We start from the raw sequence: 15,886 nt of genomic DNA on the forward strand, positions 1-15,886 counted from the left end.
TAAGGATAAACAGAGATATGAAGAAGTCATTAGTCGCTGTAAGCGTCATTGTAGTCCTTGGCGCGGCCTGGACAGGCGTCTCGTGGTACACGGGTAAAATGATTGAGCAGCACATGGATGAGCAGGTCGCCAATGCCAACAGCCAGCTGCAAAACGCTTATCCGAAAGCCGGTCTGAAAGTCAGCTATGAAGATTACCAGCGCGGACTGTTCAGCAGCAAAATGCGTATTGTTCTGCGCCCTGATGCTGCCGCAGCCACCGCGGGCAGCAGCGTGCTGAAAACCGGTGACGAAATTGCCTTTATCGAAACCATCGATCACGGTCCTTTCCCTGCCGCTCAGCTGAAGAAATTCAACCTGATCCCAAGCATGGCCTCTGTTCATTCTGAACTGCAAAACACGCCGACGGTGAAAGGTCTGTTTGATGTCACCAAAGGGAAATCCCTGGTCACCATCGACACCCGCGTTTCCTACAGCGGCGCGAGTGCCTCAGCCATTGACATCATTCCGGTGACATACCAGAAAGAAGAAACCCAGCTGGCCTTCTCCGGCGGTAACATCAATGTGGATGTTGATAAAGACCTGACCGCGATGAAGCTCGATGCCAATACCGACAGCATTGCGCTGACGTCTAAAAATCAGTGGGGGCAGCTTGAGAAAGTGACCCTGGCCGGTTTTAGCATGGACAGCGATACCCATCAGGGTAAATTCCAGGTGGGCGTGGGCGATCAAAATCTGACCGTGAAGCAAATTCTGGTGAATGTTGACGGCAAAGACGCCGGTTCCCTGGACAACTTCAAGCTGGTGAGCAAATTCTCTGAAAACGGCAATAACATTGGCGGGCAGCAGGATTACACCATCGACGCACTGAAAGTTCAGGGCCAGGATTTCGGATCTGCAAAACTCACCCTGAAGCTGGATAAGCTCGATGGCGCAGCGTTGAAGCAGTTTGCTGACAACTACAATCAACAATCACGTGATTTGCTGATGAAACAAGGCGAACTGGATCCTGCGGTTTATCAGCAACAGGCTGCGGATTTACTGCTGGCGAACCTGCCATTACTGCTTAAAGGCAATCCGTCCATCAGCGTTGCTCCCCTGAGCTGGAAAAACAGCAAAGGCGAAAGCAGCTTCAATCTGCAACTGGATCTGAAAGACCCGGCGGCGACACCGGCACAATCGCAAGACCAGATGCTTTCACAGCTGGTGAATAAAGTTGACGCTAAACTGACTATCCCTCTGCCGATGGCCACTCAGGTGACCACACAGGTTGCACAGATTGAAGGTTATAACGCCGACGACGCCGCTAAACTGGCTCAGCAACAGGTTCAGGGGCTGGCCGCTATGGGTCAGATGTTTAAACTGACCACGGTGAAAGACGACACCATTTCCAGCAGCTTCCATTACGCGGACAATCAGATTGACCTGAATGGCCAGAAGATGACGTTGCAGGAATTCGCGGGTCTCTTCGGCATTCTGGGCGGGCCAGCAGCGCCAGCTCCGACGCCGGAACAGGAAACCCCGGTGGCGCCAGCACCCGTGCCAGCTCAATAATATTCTTTACTCCTCCCCCTGCGAAGGGGGAGTCTGGGAGGAGGTTTACACAAGACACCTTCTGGCCTGTTTTAACTGACACCCCATCCCGGCCTTCCCCTCACCTGAGGGGAAGGAGTAAAACCCCTCCCGTTACCAAAGGATTTTCAGGCGTGACCACTCCTACTGACCTCCTTCGTCTGCAAGACGTCTCTTTTACGCTCAACAATATCCCGCTGCTGGAACCGGTTTCACTCACACTCAATCCGGGGGAATTCACGTTACTGACCGGACCTTCAGGCAGCGGCAAAAGTACGCTGCTGAAAATCATTGCTTCGCTGCAAACTCCGACCGGCGGCAAACTGTGGTTTAAAGGCGAGGATATTTCGCATATTAAGCCCGAAGCTTACCGCCAGCGCGTTTCTTACTGTTTCCAGACACCGTCGCTGTTTGGCGAAACGGTGTATGACAATCTCGCCCTGCCTTATCAGATCCGCAATAAAAAGCCTGAGGACGACAAGCTTCGCGACTGGCTGAAACGAGTGAATTTATCCGAAGACATGCTGACCAAACGCACGCAGGAACTTTCCGGTGGCGAGAAGCAGCGTGTCGCCCTGCTGCGCAATCTGCAATTTATGCCGGATGTCCTGCTGCTGGATGAAATCACCAGCGCGCTGGATGAAGAAAATAAGATAAACATTAATGAGATCATCGCGAGTCTGGCTGACAAGGAGCGGATCGCCGTGTTGTGGGTAAGCCATGACCAGAATGAAATCCGCCACGCGAAACATGTCGTCAACCTGACCCGTCATTCACAAGGAAGCGCGGCTCATGAATCAGCATAATATTACTAACCAGTCTCTGGCTCTCGCGTTGATCCTGGTGGTCGTCGCCCTGCTCGTCAGCAAAAAAGAAAAACTCGGCCTCGAAAAAGACATTATCTGGAGCGTGGCCCGCGCCGTCGTGCAGTTAGTGATTGTCGGCTACGTGCTTAAATACATTTTCGACATCAATAACAGCCTGTTAACGGTACTGATGGTGCTGTTCATCTGCGTGAATGCCGCCCTGAATGCAAAAAAACGCAGCCGTAACATTGATAACGGTTTTATCATTTCGTTTATTGCCATTACGGTCGGCACTGCGCTGACGCTTTCCATACTGATCTTAAGCGGTTCGATTGAGTTTCTGCCTATGCAGGTTATCCCGATTTCTGGGATGATTGCCGGTAACGCGATGGTCGCGGTGGGTTTGTGCTACAGCAATCTGAACCAGCGTTTTCTCGATAATCAGCAAAAAATCCTCGAAATGCTGAGTCTTGGTGCGCCGGTAAAAATGGCTTCAGGACGAATTATTCGTGACAGTATTCGTGCAGCGATGATCCCGACGGTCGATGCGGCGAAAACGGTGGGAATTGTCAGTTTGCCGGGCATGATGTCCGGGCTGATATTTGCCGGTATCGATCCGGTTAAGGCCATCAAGTATCAGATTATGGTGACGTTTATGCTGCTGGCGACGGCCAGTTTATCGACAATTATCGCCGGTTATCTGTCTTATAAACGTTTCTACAATGACCGTGCGCAGCTGCGCGATTTGAAATCATCGTAATATTTCAGTACCCGTCAGCAGTTGCACTGACGGGCCCCTGCCTTTGCGGCGTTATAAATCAGACAGTGCCTGACGCAAATTCACTTCCCCTGCGGCTTCATCATCAAGATCCAACACCCCTTCCAGATCGTCGAGATGTTCCTGCATGATGTCTGCTGCCTGTGTGTTGTCCCCGGCTTCCAGCGCATCAATGATTGCCTGATGCTCATCACACTGGCATGAGGGGACTTCATTGCGCTGATATAACGCGACAATCAGGGAACTGCGCACCATCAGATTCGACAATATTTCACTGAGCACTTCATTACCTGAAATTTCGCCCAGTATCAGATGAAACGCACTTAATTCCCGCACCACGGCGCGGCGGTCTTCAGACTGCACCGCTTCACGCTCACCGCGCAAATGGGCAGTGATCCGATTGCGGTGACGGCGGATAACATCCGGGCCAATACACTCAACAATTGCACGTTCTATAGCGCGGCGGGCAATAAAAACTTCACGCGCCTCTTTCGCTGTAGGCTGAGCCACCATGGCGCCACGATTGGGTTCAATAGTGACAATACGCTGTAAAGCCAGACGCTGTAAGGCTACCTGAACATGATTACGGTTGGCGCTGAGCGCCTCAACGAGTTGTGATTCGACCAGACGTGTTCCGGGACGCAGGCGATGCTGGGCGATAGCTTTTGATAAAACGTCGACAATGCGCTGAACTTCAAGCTGCTTGGCGGTTGTAGTTGTATTACTCATGGAATACTTAATGGCCTCTTTCTGGCAGTTTCCGTGAAAGCTAACATCAACAGTTTGCTTTCGTCATTAGTAAATGACGTCAAATCTGAAATCACCGGTATACCATTCAGGATACAGCTCTCTGGCCAAACCAGCTTTTGACAGGCAATTCAGCCACCTGACTGATAAGCGTCATCAGCGGTCCGCAGGGGTAAGTTTCGTCCAGACCACGCAATTCACGTAAAGATGTCAGCGCTGCCTGAGGTGTAGGAAAACGTTCAGACTGGGTGAAATACAGATACAGCGCCAGCACCGCCACAGAACGACTGCGTCCGCCACGACAATGCACCAGCACATTAGCCGCGCGATGTGGCGGATAACTGACTTTGCCCGGACTGACCTGCCCCAGTAAACCATCAAGTGCCAGCACGCCTGCCAGCAAATGACTGACAGTATTCCCCGCGCCATCAATCAGTCCGATTTGCGTGCGGCGCAGCCAGGTGCTGTCAGGTAATGCCAGATCGCCAAGCTGTAAATTCACAGCCGTATTCAGTGCGGAGGTAATATTGTGCTGATGCAGCAAATAAGCATCCTGCGCCGCAGGGCCATTTCCGAGATACAACCAGCGATGATTCTGTCCGGCAACCGGCACAATTTTGATGAGTAAAGGTCTGCTGTCTTCTTCTTGTACGGCCTGCTTACGTGATTGAAGGGTATCAGTCATTATCATCTTCCTGACGTCAGTGAGTTCACGCACGGTAGCACATCAGAAAAAAGCAAATCTTTGCCTGTTTAGCAGTTTAACGACTTTTACGATTCAGATACGCCACGGCAACACGCCTTCAGGTAAACGCCGCGCAAACAGAGAGGCCAGCAACATAAACCCCAGTATCACACCAATCATCAGACACCCCACCGCCGCGGCCAGCGTCGACGAGCCGCCCTCATCCAGAAATACAATCATCGGCCCGAGGGTTTGTGTCCCTGAAGTCACCAGCAAAATAGACACCTGAATTTCGTTGAGTGCGGTGAGAAAGACCAAAATCGTGCCGGCCATGGCGGAAGGTGCGGCCAGCGGCATCAGGATATCGCGCATTCTTCGCAGGAATCCTGCACCAAAGATTTGCGCGGCTTCATCGAGCGAGCGTTCAATCTGCGCGAATCCGGCCAGCGTCGGTCGTAATACCAGCGCCATGAAATTAGAAAGATAAGCCGCCAGAATGATCCAAATGGTCCCGTAGAGGCTGATATGCAGCAGCGGCAGCGGTCTGAGAAAAAACAGTATCGCTGCAATACCAGTGACAATCCCCGGCAGTGCATACGCCAGTTCCGTGGATAACTGCAAAATACGCACCAGCCGCGTGCGTTGCCAGCTGAGGAAATAGGCCAGAAACAGCGAGGCAATGGTCAGTATCCCCGCAGTCATCACGGTCAACCCCAGGCTGGTCATAAACGCGTGGCGGATAGCCGGATAGCCAAACAATGCATTGGCATAATTGCTCAGCGTCAGGCTTTGCATCGTCAGCGCCTGACCAAAGCCGGTGGTCAGGGAAGTGGTCAGCAATGCGCAAAGCGGCAGTATGAGTGTCAGCACCATCCATACCCACACGACAATCTCAACCGGCAAACGCCAGCGACCGAGGGACTGATGCAGAGCCCGCGGCGTGCCGGTGACCCGCACGTCCTGACGCCCGCCCAGCCAGCGGCTGAACATCAGCCCTGCAAGCGTAATCGTGGCAATCAGCAACGACAGCACCGCCATATCCGCCAGTGCCGATGTACCTACGCTGTTGAGTTGCTGATACACCAGGGTGATAAGCGTCGGGATCCGCCCCGGAATGCCCAGCATCGCCTGAATACCAAAATTACCCGCGGAGGTGACAAAAGACAGAGCCGCGCCAGCAAAGATAGCCGGACGCACCAGCGGTAAAATTACCGTAAACAGCACCCGCCAGGGTTTTGCTCCACCGCTGCGAGCCGCTTCTACCAGTTCAGCCGGGAGCCTGCGCAGTCCGGCGCGTACCATCAGAAAGACCAGCGGCGCGTTATGCAATCCCAGCAAAACAATAATGCCCTCAAGCGAATACAGCGGCGAAGGTGAACCGGCGGATAAACTGAGTCCGAGAAATTGCAAAACCGCACTCGACGGTGAAAGCGCCTGTACCCAGGCCAGCGCCGTGACTTGCGGGGGGATCATCAGCGGTAAAATAAACGTAAATACCCACGCCTGTTTGCCACGCAGATTGGTCAGCGCAATCAGCAGCGCCGCCATTGTGCCGAGCAACATGGCCAGTAATGTAGAGACGACGGCAATCGTCAGCGTATTCAGCGTGGCAGTCACCACTTTACGGGTACCCAGCAGATGGGTAAGCCGCGTGATGTCCGGTACACCATCAGGGGCGATAGCGGCCCACACCAGTCGCGTCAAAGGCGCTATCGATAATATTCCTATCAGCAGCGTCAGCCCCCATAGCACCACTTTCTCACTGCCCGGCCAGCCGCGGCGTGAAGAGGTGGCGCGACGCTGGATTTCACTCATCACGCTCATGGCCTTGTCCTTTATCCTGTCAGCCACCAAAGATTTCAGTGAATTTCGCGCGAACGGCTTTGTCGTCAGCCACCGCTTTATCCGAATCGAGGGTCAGCAGTTTAATCGAATCCATCGGAGCAAAACCTTCGGGCGTTGCGACGCTGGCATCAATCGGACGGTTGCCCTGCTTCGCCACCAGTTGCTGGCCCTGAGGTGACAACATGAAATCGACGAACGCTTTTGCCGCTGGCACATTGTGCGCACCGGAAAGAATGGCGACCGGTTCAGTCACAAATGAAGCCCCTTCTTTCGGGTACACCAGATCAATCGGCGAGCCCTGCTTTTTGGCGCGGATAATATCGGCGTCGGTGATCACACCGTATTTCGCCATCCCGCTGGCCACTGCTTTCAGTGCCGGACCGTTCCCGCCTTCCGGTGAAATGTCGTTTGCCGCCAGTTTCTGATAGAACGCCCAGCCGATGTCCGGCGTGTTAATCGCCGTGTGCAGATGATATAGCGCCGCGCCTGAATACAACGGGCTTGGCACCGCCACCTGGCCTTTATTTTGCGGATCAATCAGCGCCATCCAGCTGTTGACAGGTTTGGCATTTTTAGTGTTATACGCAATTACCGTGGCAATGATTTTGGTACCAAACCAGGTTTTATCTTTGTCATAAAAATTCGGGCTGATATTTCCTACCGGCGCGTCGGCATAGGCCATCAGTTTGCCGTCTTTTTTTAGTGCACCAAGGTTGATGGAATCCGCTACCAGCAATACATCGGCTTTTACATCCCCGGCCATCATTTCAGTCTGCAAAACATTCATTAACTGCGTAGTGCCGTTACGCGTCCATTCCACCTGTACCTTCGGATATGCCGCTTTGAATGCATCAATCGTCTGTTGCGCGATTTCCGGTGCCTGCGAGGTATACACCACCAGCTTGCCTGATGCGGTATTTGCAGCAAATGCCGGAACCGTCAGTACCGCAGCCAGAGTCAGCGCGCAGGAAGATAATTTTATTCTGTTAATCATGTGCATAGCCCTGTCTTTAAGAAATGAAATTTACTGAGGAATAATCCATCCGTCGGCAATCATAAAAGTGACATCGTCACCAATTTGCCATGACTTTTCCGCCGGGGAATGGAGTGATAAACGGATTTCAGGATTGCTGTGAGGTTCAACGTCAATCTGATGATAGCCGCCGCGATAAATCACCCGCGTGACCCGCGCAGCGATACCCGGTTCACCGGCGACGGCAAAGCGTAAACCGGCGGCGTGAACACAAACCTGCGCGCTGACAACAGGCTTTTGTTCAGGGGAAGCCCGCAACCGCACGCGCAACCCTAAAACCTCTGCCAGAACAATACCGCTTTCTGCCAGCCGGATGTTTTGCGCCGGAATAACACGGCCATCGTCGATAAATGTCGCGACCATTTCGTTAGCCGGTTCGCGGTACAACGTTTGCGGCGTGGCGAACTGCATCACCTTGCCCTCGTTCATCACCACCACACGGTCGGCAATCGCCATCGCTTCCTGCTGATCGTGAGTGATATAGAGCAAAGTCGCACCGGTATGCTGATGAAAACGGCTGAATTCCTCCTCCATCGCCGCACGCAAATGCACATCGAGATTCGCCAGCGGCTCGTCAAGCAGTACCACACCAGGACGAGTCACCAGACAACGCGCCAGCGCCACACGCTGTCGCTGTCCACCGGACAAATCAGACGGGCGTCGCGTCGCATAATCACCCAATCCGACCAGCGCCAGCGCATCCTGCGTGCGCGTGCGTCGTTCGTTGCGATCCATACCCGCCACTTTCAGGCTGTAGGCCACGTTCTCTTCAACTGACATGTGCGGCCACAACGCATAATTCTGAAACACGATCCCCAGGTCGCGCTTCTCCGGCGCCACATGAATGTCAGGTGATGAAAACAGGCGGTCTCCCACGGTGATCGTGCCGCTGTTGACTGGCTCAAATCCGGCAATGGTGCGCAGTAAAGTCGTTTTTCCACAGCCGGATGGCCCGAGTACTGCCACGAACTCGCCGTGACTAATATGCAACGAGACATCATTTAACACCGGCTGGGTGGTGAAGGATTTACTCAGGTGGGAAATCTGAATAGCAGACATGCGTCGGAGGTTTCCTCAGTCAGGCTCAGGCCAATTCGATGAGGAAACAAATTACTGCGGTTTTGTGACTGTTTTATGAACGGGTTGAGAAGATTTGGTCTGACAGAGGTTGCCTTGCGTTATTTTTTGCGAGACGTCGCGGAGGAAAATAACGTCATTCGGATCATGGCGGAAAAGCCCGACAGAATGCCGGTTCGTGATCACACGAAAAAGGTGGAAGCAGGCAGAAATACGAGACGGCTTCCGGAATAAAAAGAATCATAAATGATTACTTTCCATTTGAACAAAGAGTAATCATAATCCACCGCAAGGAAAGCGATTGTGTACGACGTAACCCTGTTGCCCTGTGCCCGGAAAACACTGCTTAGGACGCCTCCCCATGATTTGGAACTGGCTGTAAAACGGATGAAAACTATCAAAAGGAATGAAGCATGAAAGACGATGATAACGACTATGAACTGATCCCCTTTAGCCTAGTGAAAGCAGAAGCAATGAAGGATCCTGAATTTGTCGCTGCCTACGCCGCTCACAAAATGCATAAAAAGATGGTTGCCGATCTTAAAGCCATGCGAATTGCAGAATCCCTGACACAGGAAGACATTGCAAAACGTACAGGAATGAAGAAGCAAAACATCAGTCGTTTTGAAAACGGTGTCGCTTCCCCCACGCTCCATACCGTAAGCCGTTATGCCGTGGCACTCGGGGGGACCTTTGAATTTAAAAAACTCAGCTGACCTTCTGGCTGTGCGCGCCGTAAGCGGCAATAAACTCTCCGGCAATTGCCACAGCGATTTCTGCCGGCAGTTTGCCCCGCACATCAGGCAGTCCGACCGGACATCGCATTCTCGCCAGTTGTTCATCGGCAATGCCTTTGCCGGATAAACGATAGTCAAAGCGTTTGCGCTTGGTATCAGAACCAATCAGCCCGAAATAGCGGAAATCGCCGCGTTTCAGGATGCGCTCACTCAGGGCGAAATCCAGCTGATGATCGTGCGTCAATACCATGAAGTAGCTGTCAGCGGGCATTTGTGCCACGGTGCCTTCCGGCTCCTCATCAACGATGCAGGTGATTTGCGGATCCACGTGTGCAGGAAACTCACTGGCGCGCGCATCCACCCAGGTGATACGGCAAGGCAGTGTGCTGAGAATATTCACCAGCGCCCGTCCGACATGCCCCGCGCCATAGACCACCACATGCGGCTGTGGTTGCCCGAGAGGTTCGAGCAATACCGATGCCATTCCGCCGCAACATTGCCCGAGGCGCGCGCCTAACGAAAATCGTTCGAAGCGTGACGTTTTCGCCCCCTCTCTGAGCATTTCACGCGCAATAGTCATCACCTGAAATTCCAGATTACCGCCACCGAGCGTATAAAATTGCTGACTGGCGGTGATCAGCATCTTACTTCCCGCATCCCGTGGTGTTGACCCCTGATTATCCACCAGCGTCGCCACCACGCATGGCTCGCCGCGCTGTTGCAGATCGTGCAGACGGGTTATCCAGTCATCAGTGCGCATGTGAACCTCCGTTAACCGGTGACGTGAACGTGAACGGGAGAATTGCAAGTGACAACGTCACCTGCGAAATGCAGCTGATTAACACCGTTAAGCACTCTTTCCGGCGTGGCAGGCGCATCGATATGCGGATGTACGCGGTAATCGGCCAGGCTGGCAACGGCGTCTTTAATCGCACACCAGACAGAGATACCGAGCATAAACGGGGGTTCTCCGACTGCTTTGGAATGGAAAACGGTATCTTCCGGATTCTTGCGATTCTCCACCAGTTTCACGCGTAGATCCTGCGGTATATCACCGATAGCCGGAATTTTGTAGGCCGCCGGACCGCTGGTCATCAGGCGGCCTTTGTCATTCCACACCAGTTCTTCTGTGGTCAGCCAGCCCATGCCTTGTACGAACCCGCCTTCCACCTGACCGATATCAATTGCCGGGTTCAGTGAATCGCCGACGTCATGCAGGATGTCCGCCCGCAGCAGTTTGTATTCACCGGTCAGCGTGTCCATCAAGACTTCCGCGCAGGCCGCACCGTAGGAAAAATAGTAAAAAGGATGGCCAGCCGCTTTGCTGCGGTCGTAGTAAATCTTCGGCGTTTTATAATAACCGGTACTGGAAAGCGGTACCTGGTTCAGCCAGCACAGCGTAGCGACCTGTTCAAAACTGAAATATTGATTTTTAACCCGCACCTGACCGTTGCTGAAGGCAATGTCATTTGCCTGCGCATCCTGAACACGCATCAGCATTTCCACCATGCGACCTTTGATGATCTCAGCGGCATTTTGCGCCGCTTTTCCGTTGAGATCCGCACCGCTGGAAGCGGCAGTCGGTGAGGTATTCGGCACTTTGCCGGTATCGGTGGCGGTGATCTGAATGCGGCTGATATCGACCTGAAAAACTTCCGCGACTACCTGCGCCACTTTGGTGTTCAGTCCCTGTCCCATTTCGGTGCCGCCGTGGTTGAGCTGAATACTGCCGTCGGTATACACCAGCACCAGTGCGCCCGCCTGATTAAGAAAACTGGCTGTGAAGGAAATACCGAATTTCACCGGCGTCAGCGCCAGTCCCTTTTTCAGATAAGGATGGGTGCGGTTAAATTCAGTGACAGTGTCACGTCTGGCGGCGTATTCCGCGCTTTCTTCCAGCTGTTGCGTCATTTCCTGCAACAGATTTTGCCCGACCGGCTGGTGGTAATGCGTAACGTTGCGGCTTTCCTGACCGTAATAATTGTTTTTACGCACGGTCAGCGGATCCATCCCCAGTTCGCGGGCGATGTGATCGACGATATGCTCAATCGCCACAATCCCCTGCGGGCCGCCAAATCCGCGATATGCGGTATTTGATGCCATATTGGTTTTGCAGCGGTAGCCGGTGATCAGTGCGTCGCCGAGGTAATAGGCGTTATCGGAATGGAACATTGCCCGGTCGACAATCGAACCGGAGAGATCCAGCGAATAGCCGCAGTTAGCCGCCAGTTTGATATCGATGCCATGAATGACACCGTCATCAGTAAACCCCACGTCGTAGCTGACATGGAACGGATGACGTTTACCGGTGATCAGCATGTCGTCCTGACGCGCCAGCCGCATCTTCGCCGGACGGCCTGTCAGATGCGCGGCCAGTGCAGCAAGGCAAGCCGTACCCGCTGCCTGCGTTTCTTTGCCGCCAAAACCGCCGCCCATGCGGCGCATATCGACTACCACTTTATGCATCGGTAAACCGAGCACCGACGCCACCAGTTTTTGCACTTCTGTCGGATGTTGTGTTGAGCTGTACACCAGCATCGCGCCGTCTTCGCCTGGCATCACCGAAGCAATCTGCGTCTCAAGATAAAAATGCTCCTGCCCGCCGATTTCCAGTTCGCCCTGCAAACGGTGCGGTGCACAGGCCAGCGCCATTTCAGCGTCGCCGCGTTTATGCTGATGTGGCTCTTCTACGTAATGTTCCAGCGCCAGCGCTTGTTTCACGGTCAGCACGGCATCACGCGGCTGATACTCTACTTTCGCCAGCGCCACCGCGGCACGGGCGGCTTCCATGGATGTTGCCGCTACCACCAGCACAATTTGCCCGACATAGTGCACAATCCCCTGCGCCATCAGCGGGTCACCGTGAGTCAGCGGCGCAATGTCCGGGTTACCCGGCACATCTTCAGCAGTTATCACCCGCACCACCCCCGGCACGGTATAACAAGGTTCGGTATCGATATGCAAAATGTCGGCATGAGCATGCGGGCTGAGCAGCGGCACCAGATGCAACTGATTGGGGAATTCAAGCCGGTCATCGATATACACCGCTTCGCCGCTGACGTGTTTATCAGCGCTCTCATGCTTCTGGCTTTTACCGACGCCGCTTTGCAGTCCCGCCCGGAACAGGGTTTCCATCTCAGTCTGAGATATTGCCGGTTTGGATTCAGACATAGTGAGTTACCCGCATCAGTGTTTCAGGAGAAGTCATTTCAATATGGCAGCGACGCAGCAGATTTTTCGCCACTTGCATGCGGTATTCGCGGCTGGCACGGAAATCGCTGATCGGCGTGAAATCCACTTCCAGCGCCTGACAGGCGCGCTCGACCGTCGCCGTCTGCCACGGCTGGCCGAGTAACTGTGCCTCACAACCACTGGCCCTTTTCGCTACTTCTGCCATGCCGCCAAAGGCCACACGGGCATGGATCACGACACCGTTTTGCACTTCGATATGTAAAGCCGCGCAGACGGCAGAAATATCGTCTTCCAGACGTTTCGACACCTTGTAAATGCGCAACTGGCGCGCTGTGGAAGTGTGGCGCGGGATAAGGATTTGTTCGATAAATTCGCCCTGCTGCAATGCAGTTTTGCGGTAGCCGAGGAAGAACTGATCGAGCGGTAATTCGCGCTGTTCAGCGCCACGCCGCAGCAAAAGCGTCGCCCCCAGCGCCAGCAAGACAGGGCCGCCGTCACCGATGGGCGAAGCGTTGGCGATGTTGCCGCCAAACGTGCCCTGATTACGGATTTGTTGTGAGGCAAAGCGTTCCAGCAGCTCTGCGAATTCGGGGAATTCACCGTGTAAAACCGGCAGGCACGCGCTCAGAGATGCCGCCGCGCCAATATGAATAACCTGACCGGTCAGCGTAATGGCTTTGAGCTCGGGAATATGGCTCAAAGAAATAAGCTTCGGAATCGACTGATAACGCTGCGTGACTTCCAGCGCCAGATCAGTCCCCCCCGCCACCAGACGGGAATCCGGTTCGGTAAGATAACGATCGGCCAGCTCATCGATAGTGACCGGTTGTCCGGTGGCAGAAATTGTCTTTAGTTTTTCCAGCGTTTGTCGCGTATCACCATCAAACTGATCTGGCTGCGGCGCTTCACAAATGGCTTTTGCCGCATCCATGATCGGACGGTAACCGGTGCAGCGGCAAAGATTGCCGGAAAGTGCGTGCCGGGTATGAGCCACGCTGAAAGCCTGCTGTTGTTTTTCCAGGGCAAACAACGACATCACAAATCCCGGCGTGCAGAACCCGCACTGCGAGGCATGGTTATCCACCATCGCCTGCTGTACGTGATGCAGTTCGCCGTGATGTTTGAGATCTTCGACCGTGATCAGCTGTTTACCCTGCAGCGCGGGCATAAACGTCAGACAGGCGTTGACAGTGCGATAGTTCAGCGCATCGCCCTCCGGTTCAGCCAGCACCACCGTGCAGGCACCGCAATCACCGGAAGCACAACCTTCTTTGGTACCGCAACGCCCTGCATCCCGGCGCAGGTATTGTAAAACGGTAGTATCGGCTGGCAGATTGACCGTCTGGATCCTGCCGTTCATCAGAAATTGGATCATGCGCAGTCTCCTTTCTTACAGCCATTCAGAATCAGCGTAGTGACTTCATCGATAATGTGTTCACGCGCCTGCTCATCGCCTTCGAAATTGCCGTACATGTGTTTCACCTGCACCGCGAAATCGGCGTAATACTGCGTCACCGCCCAGATATGCATGATGAACAGACGGGCATCCAGCGCGCGGATTTTCCCCTGCACAATCCACTGATGGATCAGGTTTTCTTTGCCGACAATATTCTGTGAGGCCTGCGGCCAGTATTTGTGAAGATAGTGACCGCCGCTGAGCACTTCGCTGGTGAAAATGCGTGACAGCTCCGGCTTTTCGAAACTGAAGTTAAGTTTGCTACGGATATAGCGGCTAAGCACGGCTTCCGGCTCAATGAGCGAAGAATCAAACTGAATGATATCCCCCCAGACTTTCAGCACTTTCTGCAGAAGTTCTTCGTAAAGCTCTTCTTTACCGGCGATGTAATAATGTAGCTGGGCTTTTTTGATCCCCGCACGCCGGGCAATCGCCTGCGTAGTCGCGCCCTGAAAGCCCTTTTCACTGAATTCCGCAATAGCGGCAGCGTGGATATTTTCCAGCGTGCGCTCGCGTGCTACGCGGACTTTACCGCCTGTTTCATTGTTCATCATGCCGGACGTCCCCCCTGCAAAGCATCGCGTGCATAGACCTGTTCACCATCCACATACGTGCTGTAAACATTGCGGTCGTCACCGAGGGTCATCAGCACAAACAGTTTTTCCGCCAGCGTTTTGCTGTTCGTGGCACGCAGTTTTTGCAGCGCACTCACTCCCGGCTCAAGCACCACAAAATCAGCCTCTTTACCGGTATTGAAATTGCCAATTTTGTCGTCGAGATGCAGCGCCCGTGCACCGCCCAGCGTGGCGTGATAGAAAGCTTCGAAGGCGGATAAACGGTAGCGCTGAAGCTGGCCGACCTTGTAGGCTTCAGACAGCGTTTCCAGCATATTGAACGTGGTGCCGGCACCGACGTCAGTGCCCATGCCGACACGAACCTGCTTCTGCCAGGATTTTTGTAAATTGAACAGGCCGCTGCCGAGAAACAGGTTGGATGTCGGGCAAAAAGCAATGGTCGAATCAGTGTCATGCAGGCAATCCCATTCGCTGTCATCCAGATGCAAACAGTGCGCAAACACACAGCGCTCGCCGGTCAGACCGTACTGATGATAAACGTCGAGATAATGCTGATGTTCGGGGTGCATTTCTTTCACCCATGACAGCTCGGCGACGTTCTCGCTCAGATGGGTATGCATATAAACATCCGGAAACTCCTGCTTCAGCAGCCGCACTTTTTGCAGAAGCGCCGGGGATGAGGTCGGCGCAAAGCGCGGCGTCAGCGCGTAACTCAGACGCTGACGGTTGTGCCAGCGCGCAATCAGCGCCCGCGTGTCACGTTCGCTTTCATCAGGTGTTTCCAGCAAGGCGTCGGGGGCATTTTTGTCCATCATCACCTTCCCCGCTACCAGCCGCATATTGATGTCGGAAGCCTCTTTAAACAGCGCATCGACAGATTCAGGATGCACAGTGCCAAACACCAGCGCGGTTGTGGTGCCGTTGAGTAAAAGCTGGTCGAGGAAGAATTTAGACATGCGCTTTGAGTAATCGGCGCAGTGGTATTGTTGTTCAGTCGGAAAGGTATAACGGGTCAGCCACTCGAGCAGCTGCTCGCCGTAAGCGCCAATCATTTCAGTTTGCGGATAGTGGATATGGGTATCGACAAAACCGGGCACAATGAGTTTGTCGCGATAATCATCGATTTCCAGACCGGCGGTTTTTTGTGCCAGTGCCAGCCTGCCTTCACCTTCCTGCCAGCTGCCCAGCCAGACGATATGTCCTCCGCTGAGCAACATCAGGCCATCTTCGACGTAACGCACCTGCGCTTCAAAATCTTCTGGCCTCAGAACCGGCTCACGGATATCGAAGAAATTGCCGCGTACGGCGCGGGTGATGATCTGACTCATGGCATTTACCTTCTCTGCAACATTCACGTTAACGATTGATAACAGAACATTTGCAA

At 53.7% G+C, this 15,886-nt stretch carries 14 protein-coding genes; 4 read left to right on the top strand and 10 right to left on the bottom strand.

Annotated elements, in window-relative coordinates:
• The first annotated feature begins 17 nt into the window (after window positions 1-17).
• From D5398_RS10585 to fetB, 3 genes are all read left to right on the top strand, one after another.
• Complete coding sequence (locus D5398_RS10585; protein ID WP_120507591.1) at window positions 18-1,553, top strand: YdgA family protein; 1,536 nt, start codon at window positions 18-20, stop codon at window positions 1,551-1,553.
• 152 nt (window positions 1,554-1,705) lie between these two features.
• Window positions 1,706-2,377: an iron efflux ABC transporter ATP-binding subunit FetA gene (gene fetA / locus D5398_RS10590; protein ID WP_120507592.1), complete on the top strand. Its 672-nt coding sequence runs from the start codon at window positions 1,706-1,708 to the stop codon at window positions 2,375-2,377.
• Window positions 2,364-3,137 (top strand): iron efflux ABC transporter permease subunit FetB, encoded by a 774-nt coding sequence (fetB, locus tag D5398_RS10595; RefSeq protein ID WP_120507593.1) that lies wholly within the window; start codon window positions 2,364-2,366, stop codon window positions 3,135-3,137. Before fetA ends, fetB begins: the two co-directional genes overlap by 14 nt.
• A gap of 51 nt (window positions 3,138-3,188) precedes the next feature.
• Here fetB and D5398_RS10600 read toward each other — a convergent pair whose 3' ends face one another.
• The 5 genes from D5398_RS10600 to D5398_RS10620 form a co-directional block, all read right to left on the bottom strand.
• Entirely contained in the window at window positions 3,189-3,884 is a 696-nt protein-coding gene (locus tag D5398_RS10600) for a GntR family transcriptional regulator (RefSeq protein ID WP_120507594.1), read from the bottom strand.
• Between the two features lie 106 nt (window positions 3,885-3,990).
• Window positions 3,991-4,587 carry a protein-tyrosine phosphatase family protein gene (locus D5398_RS10605; protein ID WP_244216744.1) on the bottom strand — a complete coding sequence of 199 codons (597 nt, stop codon included), beginning with the start codon at window positions 4,585-4,587 and terminating at the stop codon, window positions 3,991-3,993.
• A gap of 93 nt (window positions 4,588-4,680) precedes the next feature.
• On the bottom strand, window positions 4,681-6,411 hold the full coding sequence (locus D5398_RS10610; protein WP_120507596.1) for an ABC transporter permease: 1,731 nt from the start codon (window positions 6,409-6,411) through the stop codon (window positions 4,681-4,683).
• A 19-nt stretch (window positions 6,412-6,430) separates the two neighbouring features.
• Window positions 6,431-7,426, bottom strand: a complete 996-nt coding sequence (locus D5398_RS10615) for an ABC transporter substrate-binding protein (protein WP_415838459.1) — start codon at window positions 7,424-7,426, stop codon at window positions 6,431-6,433.
• Between the two features lie 30 nt (window positions 7,427-7,456).
• Window positions 7,457-8,524, bottom strand: coding sequence for an ABC transporter ATP-binding protein (locus D5398_RS10620; RefSeq protein WP_120507598.1), 1,068 nt, complete (start codon window positions 8,522-8,524; stop codon window positions 7,457-7,459).
• Window positions 8,525-8,955: 431 nt separating this feature from the next.
• On the opposite strand from D5398_RS10620, the gene D5398_RS10625 reads away from it, so the two are divergent.
• The gene (locus D5398_RS10625) at window positions 8,956-9,258 is read left to right on the top strand and encodes a helix-turn-helix domain-containing protein (protein WP_120507599.1); all 303 of its coding nucleotides are present in this window, start codon (window positions 8,956-8,958) and stop codon (window positions 9,256-9,258) included.
• Here the strand turns inward: D5398_RS10625 and xdhC are convergent.
• The 5 genes from xdhC to guaD are packed head-to-tail and all read right to left on the bottom strand — an operon-like array spanning window position 9,251 to window position 15,830.
• Window positions 9,251-10,039: a xanthine dehydrogenase accessory protein XdhC gene (xdhC, locus tag D5398_RS10630; RefSeq protein ID WP_120507600.1), complete on the bottom strand. Its 789-nt coding sequence runs from the start codon at window positions 10,037-10,039 to the stop codon at window positions 9,251-9,253. The genes D5398_RS10625 and xdhC overlap by 8 nt on opposite strands.
• An 11-nt stretch (window positions 10,040-10,050) precedes the next feature.
• The gene (gene xdhB, locus D5398_RS10635; protein WP_120507601.1) at window positions 10,051-12,450 is read right to left on the bottom strand and encodes a xanthine dehydrogenase molybdopterin binding subunit; all 2,400 of its coding nucleotides are present in this window, start codon (window positions 12,448-12,450) and stop codon (window positions 10,051-10,053) included.
• Complete coding sequence (gene xdhA / locus D5398_RS10640; protein WP_120507602.1) at window positions 12,443-13,846, bottom strand: xanthine dehydrogenase small subunit; 1,404 nt, start codon at window positions 13,844-13,846, stop codon at window positions 12,443-12,445. Before xdhA ends, xdhB begins: the two co-directional genes overlap by 8 nt.
• Window positions 13,843-14,481 (bottom strand): TetR family transcriptional regulator C-terminal domain-containing protein, encoded by a 639-nt coding sequence (locus D5398_RS10645; protein ID WP_120507603.1) that lies wholly within the window; start codon window positions 14,479-14,481, stop codon window positions 13,843-13,845. The genes xdhA and D5398_RS10645 overlap by 4 nt, the downstream gene beginning before the upstream one ends.
• The gene (gene guaD / locus D5398_RS10650; RefSeq protein ID WP_120507604.1) at window positions 14,478-15,830 is read right to left on the bottom strand and encodes a guanine deaminase; all 1,353 of its coding nucleotides are present in this window, start codon (window positions 15,828-15,830) and stop codon (window positions 14,478-14,480) included. Before guaD ends, D5398_RS10645 begins: the two co-directional genes overlap by 4 nt.
• Window positions 15,831-15,886: the final 56 nt, after the last annotated feature.

Origin of the sequence: Rahnella bruchi, assembly GCF_003614975.1 — a bacterium.
Taxonomy (GTDB): domain Bacteria; phylum Pseudomonadota; class Gammaproteobacteria; order Enterobacterales; family Enterobacteriaceae; genus Rahnella; species Rahnella bruchi.

Bases quoted from the DNA above. Each gene is read 5' to 3' on its own strand.
- D5398_RS10605 (WP_244216744.1), bottom strand. From the start codon at position 4,587: ATGACTGATACCCTTCAATCACGTAAGCAGGCCGTACAAGAAGAAGAC.
- D5398_RS10620 (WP_120507598.1), bottom strand. From the start codon at position 8,524: ATGTCTGCTATTCAGATTTCCCACCTGAGTAAATCCTTCACCACCCAG.
- D5398_RS10625 (WP_120507599.1), top strand. From the start codon at position 8,956: ATGAAAGACGATGATAACGACTATGAACTGATCCCCTTTAGCCTAGTG.
- D5398_RS10615 (WP_415838459.1), bottom strand. From the start codon at position 7,426: ATGATTAACAGAATAAAATTATCTTCCTGCGCGCTGACTCTGGCTGCG.
- D5398_RS10645 (WP_120507603.1), bottom strand. From the start codon at position 14,481: ATGATGAACAATGAAACAGGCGGTAAAGTCCGCGTAGCACGCGAGCGC.
- xdhA (WP_120507602.1), bottom strand. From the start codon at position 13,846: ATGATCCAATTTCTGATGAACGGCAGGATCCAGACGGTCAATCTGCCA.
- fetB (WP_120507593.1), top strand. From the start codon at position 2,364: ATGAATCAGCATAATATTACTAACCAGTCTCTGGCTCTCGCGTTGATC.
- xdhC (WP_120507600.1), bottom strand. From the start codon at position 10,039: ATGCGCACTGATGACTGGATAACCCGTCTGCACGATCTGCAACAGCGC.
- xdhB (WP_120507601.1), bottom strand. From the start codon at position 12,450: ATGTCTGAATCCAAACCGGCAATATCTCAGACTGAGATGGAAACCCTG.
- D5398_RS10610 (WP_120507596.1), bottom strand. From the start codon at position 6,411: ATGAGCGTGATGAGTGAAATCCAGCGTCGCGCCACCTCTTCACGCCGC.
- D5398_RS10585 (WP_120507591.1), top strand. From the start codon at position 18: ATGAAGAAGTCATTAGTCGCTGTAAGCGTCATTGTAGTCCTTGGCGCG.
- D5398_RS10600 (WP_120507594.1), bottom strand. From the start codon at position 3,884: ATGAGTAATACAACTACAACCGCCAAGCAGCTTGAAGTTCAGCGCATT.
- guaD (WP_120507604.1), bottom strand. From the start codon at position 15,830: ATGAGTCAGATCATCACCCGCGCCGTACGCGGCAATTTCTTCGATATC.